Genomic DNA, 14,643 nt, shown 5'->3' on the forward strand with positions numbered 1-14,643 from the left:
CCGCACCACCCCTTCCCCTTTCCGCGCCGACTGGAGACCGCCCATGCGCCCCCGCAGCAGTACGCCCAGCCGCTCCCGCACCGGCACCGGATCCGGCATCGGCCTCGGCCTCGGCACCCGCGCCTCCCTGTACGGTCTGCTCGTCGGCCTGCTGCTCCTGGGCGCGGGCCTGCTGCCGGCCGGCCCGGCGGCCGCCGCGGACAACGGCACGTGGGGGGTGTTCCCGACGCCCGCGGCCGGTGCGGCCATGACCGATCGCGCGTACTTCTTCCACCAGGGCGCTGCCGGGAGCACGCTCTCCGACAGCGTGACGATCCTGAACTCCTCCGACAAAGAGCTGACTTTCCAGGTCTTCGCCACCGACGCCGTGAACACCCCGGCCGGTGGCGCGTTCGCGCTGCTGCCGGTGGAGACGAAGCCGAAGGACGTCGGTACGTGGATCAGCCTGGCGCCGGAGGCGGCGGGCACCGTCACCGTGCCGGCCAAGGGCCGCAAGGACATCCCCTTCACCGTGAAGGTCCCGGCGGAGGCGACGCCCGGTGACCACGTGGGCGGGATCGTGGCGCTGGGCACCGCGGTGGAGGGCGTGCAGCAGGACGGCAAGGTCCAGGTCGGGGTGAGGCGTTCGGTGGGCGCCCGCCTGTACTTCCGGGTGCCGGGGCCCGTCACGCCCGGGCTGAGCGTGGAGGACATGCGGGTCAGCCGGTCCGCGCCGCTACTGCCCTGGGTCCAGGACGCCCGCGCCACTGTCTCGTACGCGCTGGTCAACCGGGGCAACGTGGTGGTCGAGCCGAAGGTGGCGATCTCCGCGGAGGGGCTGTTCGGGCGCCGGGTGCTGGACCGGCCGGGGCGCGAGCTGAAGCTGACCCTGCTGCCGGGCCAGCGGATCGAGCTTTCCGAACCGTGGCCGGACGCCCCCCAGTCGGACTGGGTGACCGTCCGGATCACGGCGGGCACCGCCGCGCACCCCGACCTCGTCTCCCGCTCCGAGACCGGCTTCGTGGCCGTGCCGTGGCCCGCCGTCGGCCTGCTGCTGGTGCTGGCGGGTGCGGGCATCACCGTGCGGGTGCTGCGGCGGCGCCGTCGCGCCGAGAGCGAACAGGATGATTCCGTCCTGGACTTGGCTGGGACGCGCTGACCGGCAAAGGTGTCTCCGGGTGACGGTATTCGGCCATCACCGGCTCAAGGGGGGCACAGTTGAGGGAACGACAGCACGGCGACGCGGCCGGGGGCATCGGACTGCTGACCCGCATCGAGCGCGCCCTGGGCACCGGCACCGCCGCCTACCTGCCCGGCGACGGCTGGATCCGCCTCACCCTCCCGCTCGACGGCGACGGCGACGTCCACGGTGGCTGCGGCCCGGCCCCCGTCACCGTGGACGTGATCGCGGACACGGCCCGGGCACCGGAGGGGATCGCGTACCTGCTGCCCGGCGGCGGGCTGAACTTCGCGGCGGAGTTCTTCACCCCTGGCACGCCGGGCACGCCGGGCACCCCGGGCGGCCGCAACCTCGCCCACGCGCTGCGCCGCCGGGGCCTGCTCGTCGTCGGGGTCACCCCGCGCGAGGACGCCGCCGCGGCGGCCGACGTCCGCGCCGCGTGGGGGCTCGAGGCGCACCGCCGGGACCTGGCCCGGGTGGTGGGCGCGCTGGACTCCGTAATGGGGCTGCCGTACGAGTACGTCGGGCACTCGGCCGGAGCCGCCCTGGCGCTGGACGCGGCCTCGCACGACACCTCGCCGCGGCTGCGCCGGGTCGTGGCCCTGGACACGACCGGGCCGTACACGGGCGATCTCGCGCTGCGGGCGGCCGACACCCGGGACGCGTACGCCACCCAGCTCGCGCAGGGCTTCCCCGTCGTCGATCCGGGGCTCGCGGCCGTGATCGCCAAGGCGGTGGCCGATCCGGACGGCGTCTCCCCGGTGCCGTGGCCGCCGGACCCGGCCCGGCGCTTCACCCACGCCGGGCTCGCCCACTTCGCGCTGATCCGCACGGCCGCCCTGCCGGGACCGGCGAACTGGATCTACACCCGCGGGCACAGCGCCGGGACCTACGCCTTCGGCGCGACTCCCGCCGAGGACCGCTTCACGTTGACCCGCACCCCGCTGGAGACCTGGCACGCCGCGACCGCGGCCCTCGGCAGCGGCCTCCTGCCGGCGGCGCTGATGCGGGATCTCGCCGCGGTCTGGGCGGGCGACGACGACACGTACCGGATCGCCTGGGACCGCATCACCGCCGAGGTGGTCTGGATCAACACCGAGCTGGGCCGCGGCGACCACCCGCGCGGTGCGGAGCTGATCCGCGCCGGCGGCAACGAGCGCGTCTCCTTCACCGTGGTCCCGGGTCTCGGCCACGGCGACGTGGTCTGTTCCGGCACGGCCGCGTCGGACGTCTGGTCGCGGTTCTGACCCCGCCGGGGAACGGAACCCGCCCCCCGCGGTGAAGGCTGCGGGGGGCGGGTCGGTCCTACGGGTCCCGCCCGCAGGTCCTACGGGCGGGGTTCGCGCGTCAGTGGTTGCGCGGGAAGCCCAGGTCCACGCCAGCGGGGGCGTCCGAGGGGTCCGGCCAGCGGGTCGTCACGACCTTGCCCCGGGTGTAGAAGTGGATGCCGTCGTTGCCGTAGATGTGGTGGTCGCCGAAGAGCGAGTCCTTCCAGCCGCCGAAGGAGTGGTAGCCCACCGGCACCGGGATCGGGACGTTGACGCCGACCATGCCCGCCTCGATCTCCAGCTGGAAGCGGCGGGCGGCGCCGCCGTCGCGGGTGAAGATCGCGGTGCCGTTGCCGAACGGCGAGGCGTTGATGAGGGCCACGCCCTCCTCGTAGGTCTCGGCGCGCAGGACGCACAGCACCGGGCCGAAGATCTCGTCGCGGTAGGCGTCGGAGTCGGTACGGACGTTGTCGAGCAGCGACAGGCCGATCCAGTGGCCGTTCTCGTTGCCCTCGACCGTGTAGCCGGTGCCGTCCAGGACCACGTCGGCGCCCTGCGCGGCCGCTCCCTTCACGTACGAGGCGACCTTGTCGCGGTGGGCGGCCGTGATCAGCGGGCCCATCTCGGAGGTCGGGTCGTTGCCGGGGCCTACCTTGATCTTCTCGGCGCGCTCGCGGATCTTGTCGACCAGCGTGTCGGCGATGGAGCCGACGGCGACGACGGCGGAGATCGCCATGCAGCGCTCACCGGCCGAGCCGTAGGCGGCGGAGACCGCCGCGTCGGCGGCCGCGTCCAGGTCGGCGTCGGGCAGGACCAGCATGTGGTTCTTGGCGCCGCCGAGCGCCTGCACGCGCTTGCCGTTCGCGGAGGCGGTGGTGTGGATGTGGCGGGCGATCGGGGTGGAGCCGACGAAGGAGACGGCCGCGACGTCCGGGTGGGCGAGCAGCGCGTCGACGGCCACCTTGTCGCCGTGGACCACGTTCAGCACGCCCGCCGGCAGACCGGCCTCGGTCATCAGCTCGGCCAGCTTGTTGGACGCCGACGGGTCCTTCTCGCTCGGCTTGAGGACGAAGGTGTTGCCGCAGGCGATGGCCAGCGGGAACATCCACATCGGGACCATCGCCGGGAAGTTGAAGGGCGTGATGCCCGCGACGACGCCCAGCGGCTGGCGGATCGAGGACACGTCGACCCGGTTGGACACCGACGTCGACAGCTCGCCCTTGAGCTGCGTGGTGATCCCGCAGGCCAGCTCGACGATCTCCAGGCCGCGGGCGACCTCGCCCAGCGCGTCCGAGTGAACCTTGCCGTGCTCGGCGGTGATCAGCTCGGCGACGGCGTCGCGGTTGGCGTCGAGCAGCGCCCGGTAGGCGAAGAGCACCTTGGTGCGGGCGGCCAGCGAGGACTGGCCCCAGGTCAGGAAGGCCTCCTTGGCGACCTGTACCGCGGCGTCGACCTCCTCGGCCGAAGCGAGCGCGACCTGCGTGGTGACCTCGCCGGTGGCCGGGTCGGTGACCGGGCCGTAGTTGCCCGACGCGCCCTCGACGGTCGTGCCACCGATCCAGTGGTTGACGGTCTTCATGCCTATTGCTCCTTCACAGATGGCGACGTCGCTGCGCGGCTTGCCGGTCGTACTCTTCACGGGCCCGGGACGCCGCCTTGCGGGTCGCGGTCTCGGCCACAGGAACATCCCACCACGCCTGTGCCGGGGGTGGGCCCGACACAGTGTCGGGCGTTCGGGTCTGTACGTAGACACATGTGGGACGTGTCGCCGAGCGGGCCTCGGCGAGGGCTTCCCGCAGGTCACGTACGGTGCGGGCGCGGATCACGGCCATGCCGAGGGAGGCCGCGTTGGCCGCGAGGTCCACCGGAAGGGGGTCCCCGGTGTACGTGCCGTCGGGCGCCCGGAAGCGGTAGGCGGTGCCGAAGCCCTCGGCGCCGACCGCCCCCGAGAGGCCTCCGATGGAGGCGTAGCCGTGGTTGTCCAGGACGACCACCCTGATCGGGACGCCCTCCTGCACGGCGGTGACGATCTCGGTCGGGTTCATCAGGTACGTCCCGTCGCCGACCAGCGCCCACACGGGCCGGCCGGGCGCGGCGAGCGCGACCCCGAGGGCTGCGGGGATCTCGTAGCCCATGCAGGAGTAGCCGTACTCCACGTGGTACTGGTCCGCGGACCGGGCCCGCCACAGTTTGTGCAGGTCCCCGGGGAGCGAGCCGGCCGCGTTGACCAGGATGTCGGAGCCGTCGACGAGAGCGTCGAGCAGGCCGAGCACCTGGGCCTGGGTGGGCGGGAGCTCCTCGTCCGGCGCGGACACGGCGTAGGCCCGGTCGACGCGGGCCTCCCAGCGGGCGGCCTCCTGCCGGTACGCCGTCTCGTACGCCGCGTCGACACGGTGGCCGGCCAGCGCCTCCCGGAGCTCGTCGAGGGCCTCGCGGGCGTCGGCGACCAGCGGGCGGGCGGCGAGCTTGTGGGCGTCGTACGGGTCCAGGTTGAGGCCGACGAACCGGACGGCCGGGTTCTGGAACAGGGTCGCCGAAGCGGTGGTGAAGTCGCTGAGCCGGGTCCCGGCGGCGAGGACCAGGTCGGCCTCCCGGGCGAGGGCGCCGGCGGTGGCCGTACCGGTGTGGCCGATCCCGCCGACGTCGGCGGGATGGCCGTACGGGAGCACGCCCTTGCCCGCCTGCGTGACGGCGACCGGGATCCCGGTGGCCTCGGCGAGGGCGGCGAGGGAGGCCTGGGCCCCGCTGTGCCGGATGCCGCCGCCGGCCACGATCAGGGGGCGCGCGGAGCCCCGTACGGCGTCCGCGGCGGCGGCGAGCTCGGCGCGGTCGGGGCGCGGGCGGCGGATGCGCCAGACCCGCTCGGCGAAGAACTCCTCGGGCCAGTCGTAGGCCTCCGCCTGGACGTCCTGCGGCAGCGCGAGGGTGACGGCGCCGGTCTGCACCGGGTCGGTGAGCACCCGTACGGCCTGGAGGGCGGCCGGGACCAGGGCCTCGGGCCGGGTGACCCGGTCGAAGTGGCGGGAGACGGGCCGCAGGGTGTCGTTGACGGAGACGTCCCCCGCGTGGGGGACCTCCAGCTGCTGGAGGACGGGATCGGCGGGACGGGTGGCGAAGGTGTCGCCGGGCAGCAGGAGCACCGGGATCCGGTTGATGGTGGCGAGGGCGGCGCCGGTGACCAGGTTGGTGGCGCCGGGGCCGATGGAGGTGGTGACGGCGTGGGTGGAGAGCCGGCCGCTCTGGCGGGCGTACCCGACGGCGGCGTGCACCATGGCCTGCTCGTTGCGGCCCTGGAGGAAGGGCATGGAGCCGGGGCCGGTGCCGCCGGTCTCCAGGAGGGCCTGGCCGATGCCGGCCACGTTCCCGTGCCCGAAGATCCCCCAGGTGGCGGCGATCAGCCGGTGGCGGCGGCCGTCGCGCTCGGTGTACTGGGCGGCGAGGAAGCGTACGAGCGCCTGGGCGACGGTGAGCCTCATCGGTGGTCCTCCGCTCCTGCTCGGGGGAAGGGCAGCCGCGGGTCGACGTCCTGGCCCGCCCAGGTCCCGCGGATCCAGCCGTGGTCGGGGTGATCGCGGATCAGCCACTCCCGCGGCCCGCCGCCGGCCGGTCCGGCCATCACGTTCAGGTAGTACATGTCGTGCCCGGGGGCGGCGATGGACGGCCCGTGCCAGCCGTCCGGGATCAGCACGGCGTCGCCGCTCCGCACCTCGGCCAGGATGTCGGTCCTCCCGGCCGGTGAGGGCGTGACGCGCTGGTACCCGAGGCCGGGGACGTCCCCGTGGGGGGCGATCTCGAACCAGTAGATCTCCTCCAGGCGGGACTCCTCGCCGGGGCGGTGCTCGTCGTGCTTGTGCGGGGGGTACGAGGACCAGTTCCCGCCGGGGGTGAGGACCTCGACGGCGATCAGCCGGTCGCACTCGAAGCCGTCGGGGCCCGCGGCGGCGAAGTTGTTGACCTGGCGCGAGCACTGGCCCGCGCCGCGCAGCTCGACGGCCACGGCCTCGGCGGGGCCGTACCGCGGGGGCAGCCGCTGCTCACACCGGGCTCCGGCGAGCGCGAACCGGCCGCCGTGCGCGGAGGTGATCTCCGTGTGCGCGTCCCGGGGCACGTACGCGAAGTCGGTCGGCCCGCCGAAGACCCCGCTCCGCCCCCGCAGTTCGAAGACGTGCGGCTCCGCTGCGGGGGCGCCGCCCCCGAACGCCCGCGCCTCGAACGCCGGCGAGGCCGGATCTGCCCGGCAGCGGACCTCGCACCCGCCGGACAGCGGGAGCACGATCCACTCGCACTCCCCCGCCTCGAACCCGTGGGTCTCCCCCGGCTCAAGGGCCAGCACCCGCAGCCGGGTCCACTCCATCTCCCACTCAGACACCACCGGCACGCCCCAGCACCTCCTCCACCTCGTGAGAGAACGGCATCGCGCTGGAGCACGCCAGCCGCGAGGCCACGATCGCCCCCGCCGCGTTCGCGTACCGCACGACACGCCCCAACTCCCACCCCGCCAGCAGCCCGTGGCACAGCGCGCCGCCGAACGCGTCCCCCGCGCCCAGGCCGTTGACCACCTCGACCTCGACCGGCCGGGCCTCCACCGCCGTTCCGTCGCGGTGGACCGCCAGTACGCCCTCCGGGCCCCGCTTGACCACCGCCAGCTCCACGCCGGCGGCGAGCAGTGCCCGGGCCGCCGCGTACGGCTCGGACTCGCCCGTGGCGATCTCGCACTCCTCCGGGTTCCCGACGGCCACCGTCGCGTGCGCGAGCGCCCGCTCGTAGTACGGCTGCGGTTTCTCCCGCCACAGCATCGGCCGCCAGTCCAGGTCGAACACCGTCGTCCCCGACCGGCCCCGGGCCTCCAGCGCGGCCAGCGCCGCCGCCCGCGAGGGCTCTTCGCTCAGGCCCGTGCCCGTCATCCAGAACACGCGGGCCGCCCGTACCGCGTCCAGGTCCACCTCGTCGGCCGTGATCTCCAGGTCCGGGGCCTTCGGCAGCCGGTAGAAGTACAGCGGGAAGCGGTCGGGCGGGAACATCTCGCAGAAGGTGATCGGCGTGGGGAGGCCCGCGACCTCGGTCACCCACCGGTCGTCCACCCCGAAGCCCCGCAGTTCGGTGCGCAGGTACGCGCCGAAGGGGTCCGCGCCGGTGCGGCTGATCAGTGCCACCCGCCGCCCCAGGCGGGCCGCGGCGACGGCCACGTTCGCCGGGGAGCCGCCCAGGAACCGGCCGAAGGTCTCCGCCTCGGCCAGTGGTACGCCGGTCGTCAACGGGTAGAGATCCACCCCGATCCGGCCCATCGTGATCAGGTCGAACGGATACGGATCGCCGGTGCCGGTCACAGTCAGTCCTCCCACTCGTCCTCCACCCTAAGGTGGCCGTTATGACGTCCTCCCCGCCCGCGTTGACCCGTATCCGCATCGGTTCGGCTCCGGACTCCTGGGGTGTCTGGTTTCCCGACGACCCGCAGCAGACCCCGTGGCGGCGTTTCCTCGACGAGGTGGCCGACGCCGGGTACGAGTGGATCGAGCTCGGCCCGTACGGCTACCTGCCCACGGATCCCGCCCGGCTCACCGAGGAGACGGCCGCGCGCGGCCTGCGCGTCTCGGCCGGAACGGTCTTCACCGGACTCCATCACGGGCCCGCCGTGTGGGAGGACACCTGGGCGCACGTGTCGCGGATCGCGGCGCTGACCGAGGCGATGGGCGCCTCCCATCTCGTCGTCATCCCCTCCTTCTGGCGGGACGACAAGACGGGGAAGGTGCTGGAGGACCGCGCCCTCACCCCCGACCAGTGGCGCGCACTGGCCTCCCAGACCGAGCGCCTGGGCCGCGAGGTGCAGGACCGGTACGGGCTGCGGATCGTCGTCCATCCGCACGCCGACACCCACATCGACACCCCGGAGAACGTGGCCCGCTTCCTGGACGCCACCGACCCCGGCCTCGTCTCCCTCTGCCTGGACACCGGCCACTACGCGTACTGCGGCGGGGACAGCGTGCAGGCCGTGGAGACCTTCGCGGAGCGGATCGGCTACCTCCACCTCAAGCAGGTGGACCCGCGGATCCTCGCCGAGGTCGTAGCAGAGGAACTGCCCTTCGGGCCGGCCGTGGGCCGCGGGGTGATGTGCGAACCGCCGTCGGGGGTGCCCGCGCTGGAGCCCGTACTGGCGGCCGCCCAGCGCCTGGGCGTGGAGCTGTTCGCCATCGTGGAGCAGGACATGTACCCCTGCCCGCCCGACCGGCCGCTGCCGATCGCCCGCCGCACCCGTGCCTACCTGCGCTCCTGCGGCGCCCGCTGACACCTTCGGAGGGAACACGACATGACCAGCACGCTCGGCATCGCCGTCATCGGTACCGGGAAGATGGGCGCGGACCACGTGCGCCGGTTCGGGCGGACCGTCGGCGGGGCCCGGGTGGTGGCCGTGGCCGACCCGGACGGGGACCGGGTCAAGGAGGTCGCGGGCGCCCTCGACGGCGCGAGTGCGCACACCGACCCGGCGGGGGCGATAGCCGCGCCCGGGGTCCAGGCCGTACTGATCGCGTCCCCCGGGCCGGCCCACGAGGAGGCGATCCTGCAGGCCCTGGAGCGGGAGCTGCCGGTGCTGTGCGAGAAGCCGCTGACCCCGGAGCCGGCGGGGGCGCTGCGCGTCATGGAGGCCGAGCAGCGGCTGGGGCGGCGCCTGGTGCAGGTGGGGTTCATGCGGCGGCACGACGCCGAGTACGAGCGGCTCAAGGAGCTGCTGGACGCGGGCGGGATCGGCCGTCCGCTCTTCCTGCACTGCCGGCACCGCAACGCCTCCTCGCCGTCGTTCTTCACGAGCGACATGCTGATCAGCGACTCCGTGGTGCACGAGGTGGACGCGGCCCGCTGGCTGCTGGGGCAGGAGATCACCGCGGTCACGGTGCTCTCGCCGCGGCCCACGTCGGCCGCTCCCGAGGGGCTGGCCGATCCCCGCATGGTGCTGCTGGAGACCTCCGGAGGGGCCGTCGTCGACGTGGAGATCTTCGTCAACTGCGGTTTCGGCTACCAGGTGCAGTGCGAGGCGGTCGGCGAGTCGGGCAGCGCCCGGATCGGCGACCGCCACGCGATGGTGGTGCAGGCGGCGGGCCGGTGGGGCGGCGAGATCGTCCAGGACTTCACGGTGCGCTTCGCCGACGCCTACGACCGTCAGCTGCGGCGCTGGGTGGCCGCCGCCGCGCGCGGCGGGGTGGCGGGGCCCGACGCGTGGGACGGATACGCGGCGGCGGCCGTCTCCGAGGCGGGCCTGGCGGCGGCGCGCAGCGGCGTACGGACCGTGGTGGAGCTCGCGGAGCGGCCCGCCCTGTACCGCTGACCCCCTCCCCGTCCCCTTTCGTATCGCGCCGCGCGTTGCTCGTCCGACCCCTGTGGCACTCCGGTCACAGGGGTCTCCCTTCTGTCACGCATGTCCGCGTTACGCGGGTTTTCCGTCACAGGGGGTCGACAGCCGCTCCCGGGCCCTCGTCCCGCGTCGTTCCCCGGGCACAACGCGAGTGATCGTCAGCGTCCACGCGCCGGATCCCCCGACGGCCGCCCGGCCGGCCCGGCGGCGTGGGGCAGGAGGTGTCCACGATGAGCGACCGACAGCTGTGGTCGTACAAGGAGATCGCCGCACACATCCGGGTCCAGCCGGACACCGTGCGCTCCTACCGCAAGCACGGGCTGCTCCCGCCGCCCGACCACGTCGAGGGCGGCAAACCGTACTGGTACGCCGAGACGGTCAGGGCCTGGGTGGCCCGTCGGCCCGGCAACCGGGGGCGCCGCGAGGACTGAGCCCGCCACGGCACGGAAAGACCGGATGCCAATGCTCGCTTAATACCCCCCAGGGGTATAGTCTCGGATCGTCGGGAGGACGGTGGAGTCATCGGCCACCCCTCCCGGTGACCGGACACACGCCTGAAGAGGAGAACGACATGAGTGCCGAGACGGACACCCAGACCACCACCGTCTACCGGGTGACCGGCATGACCTGCGGCCACTGCGAGGGCGCGGTGACCAGCGAACTCGCCGCCCTGCCGGGCGTCACCTCGGTCAAGGCCGTCGCCGCGTCCGGCGAGGTCACCGTGGTCTCCGCCGCCCCGCTCGCCGACGAGGACGTCCGCGCCGCCGTGGACGAGGCCGGCTACGAGTTCGCCGGCCAGGCCTGAGCGCCGCCCGCCCCCTTCGGCAGCACCCGCGGCACTTCGCAGCACCCCGCCGGGCCGTGCCGGCCAGCTCATACTGGACCCGTACGGCCCGGCCATCCCCCTGGAGCCGGAACATGACCAGCACAGTGCACGACGGACCGATAACGGCGGTCGAACTCTCGATCGGCGGGATGACCTGCGCCTCCTGCGCGGCCCGCATCGAGAAGAAGCTCAACCGGATGGACGGCGTCGAGGCCACGGTGAACTACGCCACCGAGAAGGCCCACGTCTCCTACGGCGGCGACGTCCGGGTCGCGGACCTGATCGCGACCGTCGTGAAGACCGGTTACACCGCCGAGGAACCCGCGCCACCCGCCCCGCCCGCCCCCGCGGCCGGCGCGGAGCAGGAGCGGGCCGAGGCTCCCGACCCGGTGCTGTCCGCCCTGCGGCAGCGGCTGCTGGTCTCGGCCGCACTCGCCCTGCCCGTCGTCCTGCTCGCGATGGTCCCCGCCCTCCAGTTCGACAACTGGCAGTGGCTCTCGCTGACCCTGGCCGCGCCCGTCGTGGTCTGGGGCGGCTTCCCCTTCCACAGGGCAGCCTGGACCAATGCCCGGCACGGCGCCGCGACCATGGACACGCTGGTCTCGGTCGGCACGCTCGCCGCCTTCGCCTGGTCGCTGTGGGCGCTGTTCTTCGGCCACGCGGGCATGCCCGGCATGCGGCACGGCTTCGACCTGAGCATCTCCCGCACGGACGGCTCCTCCGCCATCTACCTGGAGGTCGCGGCCGGAGTCGTCACCTTCATCCTCCTCGGCCGCTACCTGGAGGCGCGCTCCAAGCGGAAGGCCGGCGCCGCCCTCAAGGCCCTGCTGGAGCTGGGCGCCAAGGACGTCGTCGTCCTGCGCGCGGGCCAGGAGGTCCGTATCCCGGTGGCCGAACTCGCCGTCGGGGACCGCTTCGTCGTCCGCCCCGGCGAGAAGATCGCCACCGACGGCACGGTCGTCGAGGGCAGCTCCGCCGTGGACGCCTCCATGCTGACCGGCGAATCCGTCCCGGTCGAGGTGTCCGTCGGCGACTCCGTCACCGGCGCCACCGTCAACACCTCCGGACGCCTGCTCGTCGAGGCCACCCGGGTCGGGGCCGACACCCAGCTCGCCCGGATGGCCAAGCTGGTCGAGGACGCGCAGAACGGCAAGGCCGAGGTGCAGCGCCTCGCCGACCGGATCTCCGGGGTCTTCGTTCCCGTCGTCCTGGTCCTCGCGCTCGGCACCTGGGTCGCCTGGCTGCTCGTCACCGACGACGCCACGGCCGCCTTCACCGCCGCCGTGGCCGTCCTGATCATCGCCTGCCCGTGCGCCCTGGGCCTGGCCACCCCGACCGCGCTGATGGTCGGCACCGGGCGGGGCGCGCAGCTCGGCATCCTGATCAAGGGCCCCGAGGTGCTGGAGTCCACCCGCCGCGTGGACACCGTCGTCCTCGACAAGACCGGCACCGTGACCACCGGCCGGATGACGCTGGCCGGTGTCGTCACCGCCGAGGGGGTCGACGAGCTCGAACTGCTGCGTCTGGCCGGGTCGCTGGAGCACGCCTCGGAGCACCCGATCGCCCGCGCCGTCGCCACCGCCGCCGCCGACCGGGCGGGCTCCCTGCCCGTACCGGAGGGCTTCGAGAACCTCGCCGGTCTCGGCGTCCAGGGCGTGGTCGACGGGCACGCCGTCCTGGTGGGCCGCGAGCGGCTGCTGGCGGACTGGTCGATCACCCTGCCGGACGGGCTCGCGCGGGCCAAGGCGGCCGCCGAGGCCGAGGGCGGCACCGCCGTGCTCGTGGCCTGGGACGGAGCCGCGCGCGGGGTCCTGACCGTGGCCGACGCGGTCAAGGAGACCAGCGCCGAGGCGGTCACCCGGCTGCGGGAACTGGGCCTGACCCCGGTGCTGCTGACCGGCGACAACCGGGCCGTGGCCGAGACGGTGGCCCGCGAGGTGGGCATCGACGAGGTGATCGCCGAGGTTCTCCCGCAGGACAAGGTGGACGTCGTACGCCGCCTCCAGGCCGAGGGCCGTACGGTCGCCATGGTCGGCGACGGGGTCAACGACGCGGCCGCGCTGGCCCAGGCGGACCTCGGCCTGGCCATGGGCACCGGCACCGACGCCGCCATCGAGGCCGGCGACCTGACCCTCGTACGGGGCGACCTGCGGGTGGCGGCGGACGCGATCCGGCTCTCCCGCCGGACCCTGGCCACCATCAAGGGCAACCTCTTCTGGGCCTTCGGCTACAACGTCGCGGCACTGCCACTGGCGGCGGCCGGCCTGCTCAACCCGATGATCGCCGGGGCCGCGATGGCCTTCTCCTCGGTCTTCGTGGTGACCAACAGCCTGCGGTTGAGGTCCTTCCGCTAGTGGATGACCTTCGCATCGTTCCCACACTTCCTTCACGGGAGACGCAGATCACAGTGACCTCAACGTAACCATCCGGGGTCGTGACAGGTCTAATGGGGCGATGCCAGGAACGTCTTGGGGGACGTTCCACGGAAACCTTGGGGGTTTTCCGTGGCATCCGCCGGCCGGGACACGTGCCCGCGGGAGGCTTTGAGCGGCCCTCCCGACCCGAACGGGTCCCGGCTCAAGGACGCCCCGATCCGGGTCCCGTGGGGGGAATCCGTTTCGGGGGGAAAAGGGAAGCGCCCCGACCGTCGACCCGTGGGGGGATCGACGGCGGGGCGCTTCTCGTATGCCTGGGGCGGCGCCGCACACTGCTGCGCGGCGCCCGAGGGCCTCGGGTCAGCGGGCCTCGACGGGAACGAAGTCGCGCAGGACCTCGCCCGTGTAGATCTGGCGCGGGCGGCCGATGCGGGAACCCGGCTCCTTGATCATCTCGTGCCACTGGGCGATCCAGCCGGGGAGGCGGCCGAGCGCGAAGAGCACGGTGAACATCTCGGTCGGGAAGCCCATGGCCCGGTAGATCAGACCGGTGTAGAAGTCCACGTTCGGGTAGAGGTTGCGCGAGACGAAGTACTCGTCGGCGAGCGCGTGCTCCTCCAGCTTGAGCGCGATGTCGAGCAGCTCGTCGCTCTTGCCGAGCGCCGAGAGGACGTCGTGCGCCGCCGCCTTGATGATCTTCGCCCGGGGGTCGAAGCTCTTGTAGACGCGGTGCCCGAAGCCCATCAGGCGGACGCCGTCCTCCTTGTTCTTCACCTTGCGGATGAAGGCGTCGACGTCGCCGCCGTCGTTCTTGATGCCTTCCAGCATCTCCAGGACGGACTGGTTGGCGCCACCGTGCAGCGGACCCCACAGGGCCGAGATGCCGGCGGAGATCGAGGCGAACATGTTCGCCTGCGAGGAACCGACCAGACGCACGGTGGAGGTGGAGCAGTTCTGCTCGTGGTCCGCGTGCAGGATCAGCAGCTTGTCGAGCGCGGAGACCACGACCGGGTCCAGGTCGTACTCCTGGGCCGGCACGGAGAAGGTCATGCGCAGGAAGTTCTCGACGTAGCCGAGGTCGTTGCGCGGGTAGACCACCGGGTGGCCGACCGACTTCTTGTACGCGTAGGCCGCGATCGTCGGGAGCTTGGCCAGCAGCCGGATCGTCGAGAGGTGGCGCTGCGTCTCGTCGAAGGGGTTGTGGCTGTCCTGGTAGAACGTCGAGAGCGCGCTGACGACCGAGGACAGCATCGCCATCGGGTGCGCGTCGCGCGGGAAGCCGTCGTAGAAGCGCTTGACGTCCTCGTGCAGCAGCGTGTGCTGGGTGATCTCGTTGCGGAACGACGCGAGCTGGTCGACGGTCGGCAGCTCACCGTTGATCAGCAGGTAGGCGACCTCGATGAAGGTCGAGCGCTCCGCCAGCTGCTCGATCGGGTAGCCGCGGTAACGCAGGATGCCCTGCTCACCGTCGAGGTAGGTGATCGCGGACTTGTAGGCGGCGGTGTTGCCGTAGCCACTGTCCAGCGTGACGAGCCCGGTCTGGGCCCGCAGCTTCGAGATGTCGAAGCCCTGGTCGCCGACGGTGCTCTCAACCACCGGGTAGGTGTATTCGCCGTCCGCGTACCGGAGTACTACAGAGTTGTCGCTCACGTCATCCCTCACCGACGTAG

At 73.0% G+C, this 14,643-nt stretch carries 12 protein-coding genes; 7 read left to right on the forward strand and 5 right to left on the reverse strand.

Annotated features, from left to right (window positions below; genetic code table 11):
- Positions 1-1,138 (forward strand): DUF916 domain-containing protein (locus tag E6U81_RS30835; protein WP_346766186.1); only part of this gene is annotated, 1,138 nt, incomplete at its 5' end.
- A 59-nt stretch (positions 1,139-1,197) separates the two neighbouring features.
- Positions 1,198-2,406, forward strand: a complete 1,209-nt coding sequence (locus E6U81_RS30840) for a hypothetical protein (protein ID WP_136233326.1) — start codon at positions 1,198-1,200, stop codon at positions 2,404-2,406.
- A gap of 100 nt (positions 2,407-2,506) precedes the next feature.
- Here the strand turns inward: E6U81_RS30840 and E6U81_RS30845 are convergent, their stop codons facing one another.
- Genes E6U81_RS30845 through iolC form a run of 4 tightly spaced genes read right to left on the reverse strand, consistent with a single transcriptional unit; the run spans position 2,507 to position 7,769 of the window.
- Positions 2,507-4,006 (reverse strand): CoA-acylating methylmalonate-semialdehyde dehydrogenase, encoded by a 1,500-nt coding sequence (locus E6U81_RS30845; protein ID WP_136233327.1) that lies wholly within the window; start codon positions 4,004-4,006, stop codon positions 2,507-2,509.
- A gap of 13 nt (positions 4,007-4,019) precedes the next feature.
- Positions 4,020-5,903 carry a 3D-(3,5/4)-trihydroxycyclohexane-1,2-dione acylhydrolase (decyclizing) gene (gene iolD / locus E6U81_RS30850; protein ID WP_136233328.1) on the reverse strand — a complete coding sequence of 628 codons (1,884 nt, stop codon included), beginning with the start codon at positions 5,901-5,903 and terminating at the stop codon, positions 4,020-4,022.
- A complete protein-coding gene (gene iolB, locus E6U81_RS30855; protein WP_136233384.1) occupies positions 5,900-6,781 on the reverse strand; it encodes a 5-deoxy-glucuronate isomerase in 882 nt (293 codons plus the stop codon). The genes iolD and iolB overlap by 4 nt, the downstream gene beginning before the upstream one ends.
- 7 nt (positions 6,782-6,788) lie before the next feature.
- On the reverse strand, positions 6,789-7,769 hold the full coding sequence (gene iolC / locus E6U81_RS30860; RefSeq protein ID WP_276615831.1) for a 5-dehydro-2-deoxygluconokinase: 981 nt from the start codon (positions 7,767-7,769) through the stop codon (positions 6,789-6,791).
- A gap of 26 nt (positions 7,770-7,795) precedes the next feature.
- Here iolC and E6U81_RS30865 point away from each other — a divergent pair, with 26 nt between their 5' ends.
- The 5 genes from E6U81_RS30865 (at position 7,796) to E6U81_RS30885 (ending at position 12,952) form a co-directional block, all read left to right on the forward strand.
- Positions 7,796-8,710 (forward strand): sugar phosphate isomerase/epimerase, encoded by a 915-nt coding sequence (locus E6U81_RS30865; RefSeq protein ID WP_136233329.1) that lies wholly within the window; start codon positions 7,796-7,798, stop codon positions 8,708-8,710.
- A 21-nt stretch (positions 8,711-8,731) separates the two neighbouring features.
- A complete protein-coding gene (locus tag E6U81_RS30870; protein ID WP_136233330.1) occupies positions 8,732-9,745 on the forward strand; it encodes a Gfo/Idh/MocA family oxidoreductase in 1,014 nt (337 codons plus the stop codon).
- A 257-nt stretch (positions 9,746-10,002) separates the two neighbouring features.
- Positions 10,003-10,203 (forward strand): MerR family transcriptional regulator, encoded by a 201-nt coding sequence (locus E6U81_RS30875; protein ID WP_030655426.1) that lies wholly within the window; start codon positions 10,003-10,005, stop codon positions 10,201-10,203.
- 140 nt (positions 10,204-10,343) lie between these two features.
- Positions 10,344-10,577 carry a heavy-metal-associated domain-containing protein gene (locus E6U81_RS30880; protein WP_136233331.1) on the forward strand — a complete coding sequence of 78 codons (234 nt, stop codon included), beginning with the start codon at positions 10,344-10,346 and terminating at the stop codon, positions 10,575-10,577.
- A 113-nt stretch (positions 10,578-10,690) separates the two neighbouring features.
- Positions 10,691-12,952 (forward strand): heavy metal translocating P-type ATPase, encoded by a 2,262-nt coding sequence (locus E6U81_RS30885; RefSeq protein ID WP_136233332.1) that lies wholly within the window; start codon positions 10,691-10,693, stop codon positions 12,950-12,952.
- A gap of 381 nt (positions 12,953-13,333) precedes the next feature.
- Here E6U81_RS30885 and E6U81_RS30890 read toward each other — a convergent pair whose 3' ends face one another.
- On the reverse strand, positions 13,334-14,623 hold the full coding sequence (locus tag E6U81_RS30890; protein WP_136233333.1) for a citrate synthase: 1,290 nt from the start codon (positions 14,621-14,623) through the stop codon (positions 13,334-13,336).
- Positions 14,624-14,643 lie beyond the last annotated feature (20 nt).

The sequence above is a fragment of the Streptomyces sp. A0592 genome, from assembly GCF_004795115.1.
Taxonomy (GTDB): domain Bacteria; phylum Actinomycetota; class Actinomycetes; order Streptomycetales; family Streptomycetaceae; genus Streptomyces; species Streptomyces erythrochromogenes.

What these genes read in the sequence shown, in the direction of transcription:
- E6U81_RS30845 (WP_136233327.1), bottom strand. Translation starts at nt 4,006, where the DNA reads ATGAAGACCGTCAACCACTGGATCGGTGGCACGACCGTCGAGGGCGCG.
- iolD (WP_136233328.1), bottom strand. Translation starts at nt 5,903, where the DNA reads ATGAGGCTCACCGTCGCCCAGGCGCTCGTACGCTTCCTCGCCGCCCAG.
- iolB (WP_136233384.1), bottom strand. Translation starts at nt 6,781, where the DNA reads ATGGAGTGGACCCGGCTGCGGGTGCTGGCCCTTGAGCCGGGGGAGACC.
- E6U81_RS30865 (WP_136233329.1), top strand. Translation starts at nt 7,796, where the DNA reads ATGACGTCCTCCCCGCCCGCGTTGACCCGTATCCGCATCGGTTCGGCT.
- E6U81_RS30870 (WP_136233330.1), top strand. Translation starts at nt 8,732, where the DNA reads ATGACCAGCACGCTCGGCATCGCCGTCATCGGTACCGGGAAGATGGGC.
- E6U81_RS30875 (WP_030655426.1), top strand. Translation starts at nt 10,003, where the DNA reads ATGAGCGACCGACAGCTGTGGTCGTACAAGGAGATCGCCGCACACATC.
- E6U81_RS30880 (WP_136233331.1), top strand. Translation starts at nt 10,344, where the DNA reads ATGAGTGCCGAGACGGACACCCAGACCACCACCGTCTACCGGGTGACC.
- E6U81_RS30885 (WP_136233332.1), top strand. Translation starts at nt 10,691, where the DNA reads ATGACCAGCACAGTGCACGACGGACCGATAACGGCGGTCGAACTCTCG.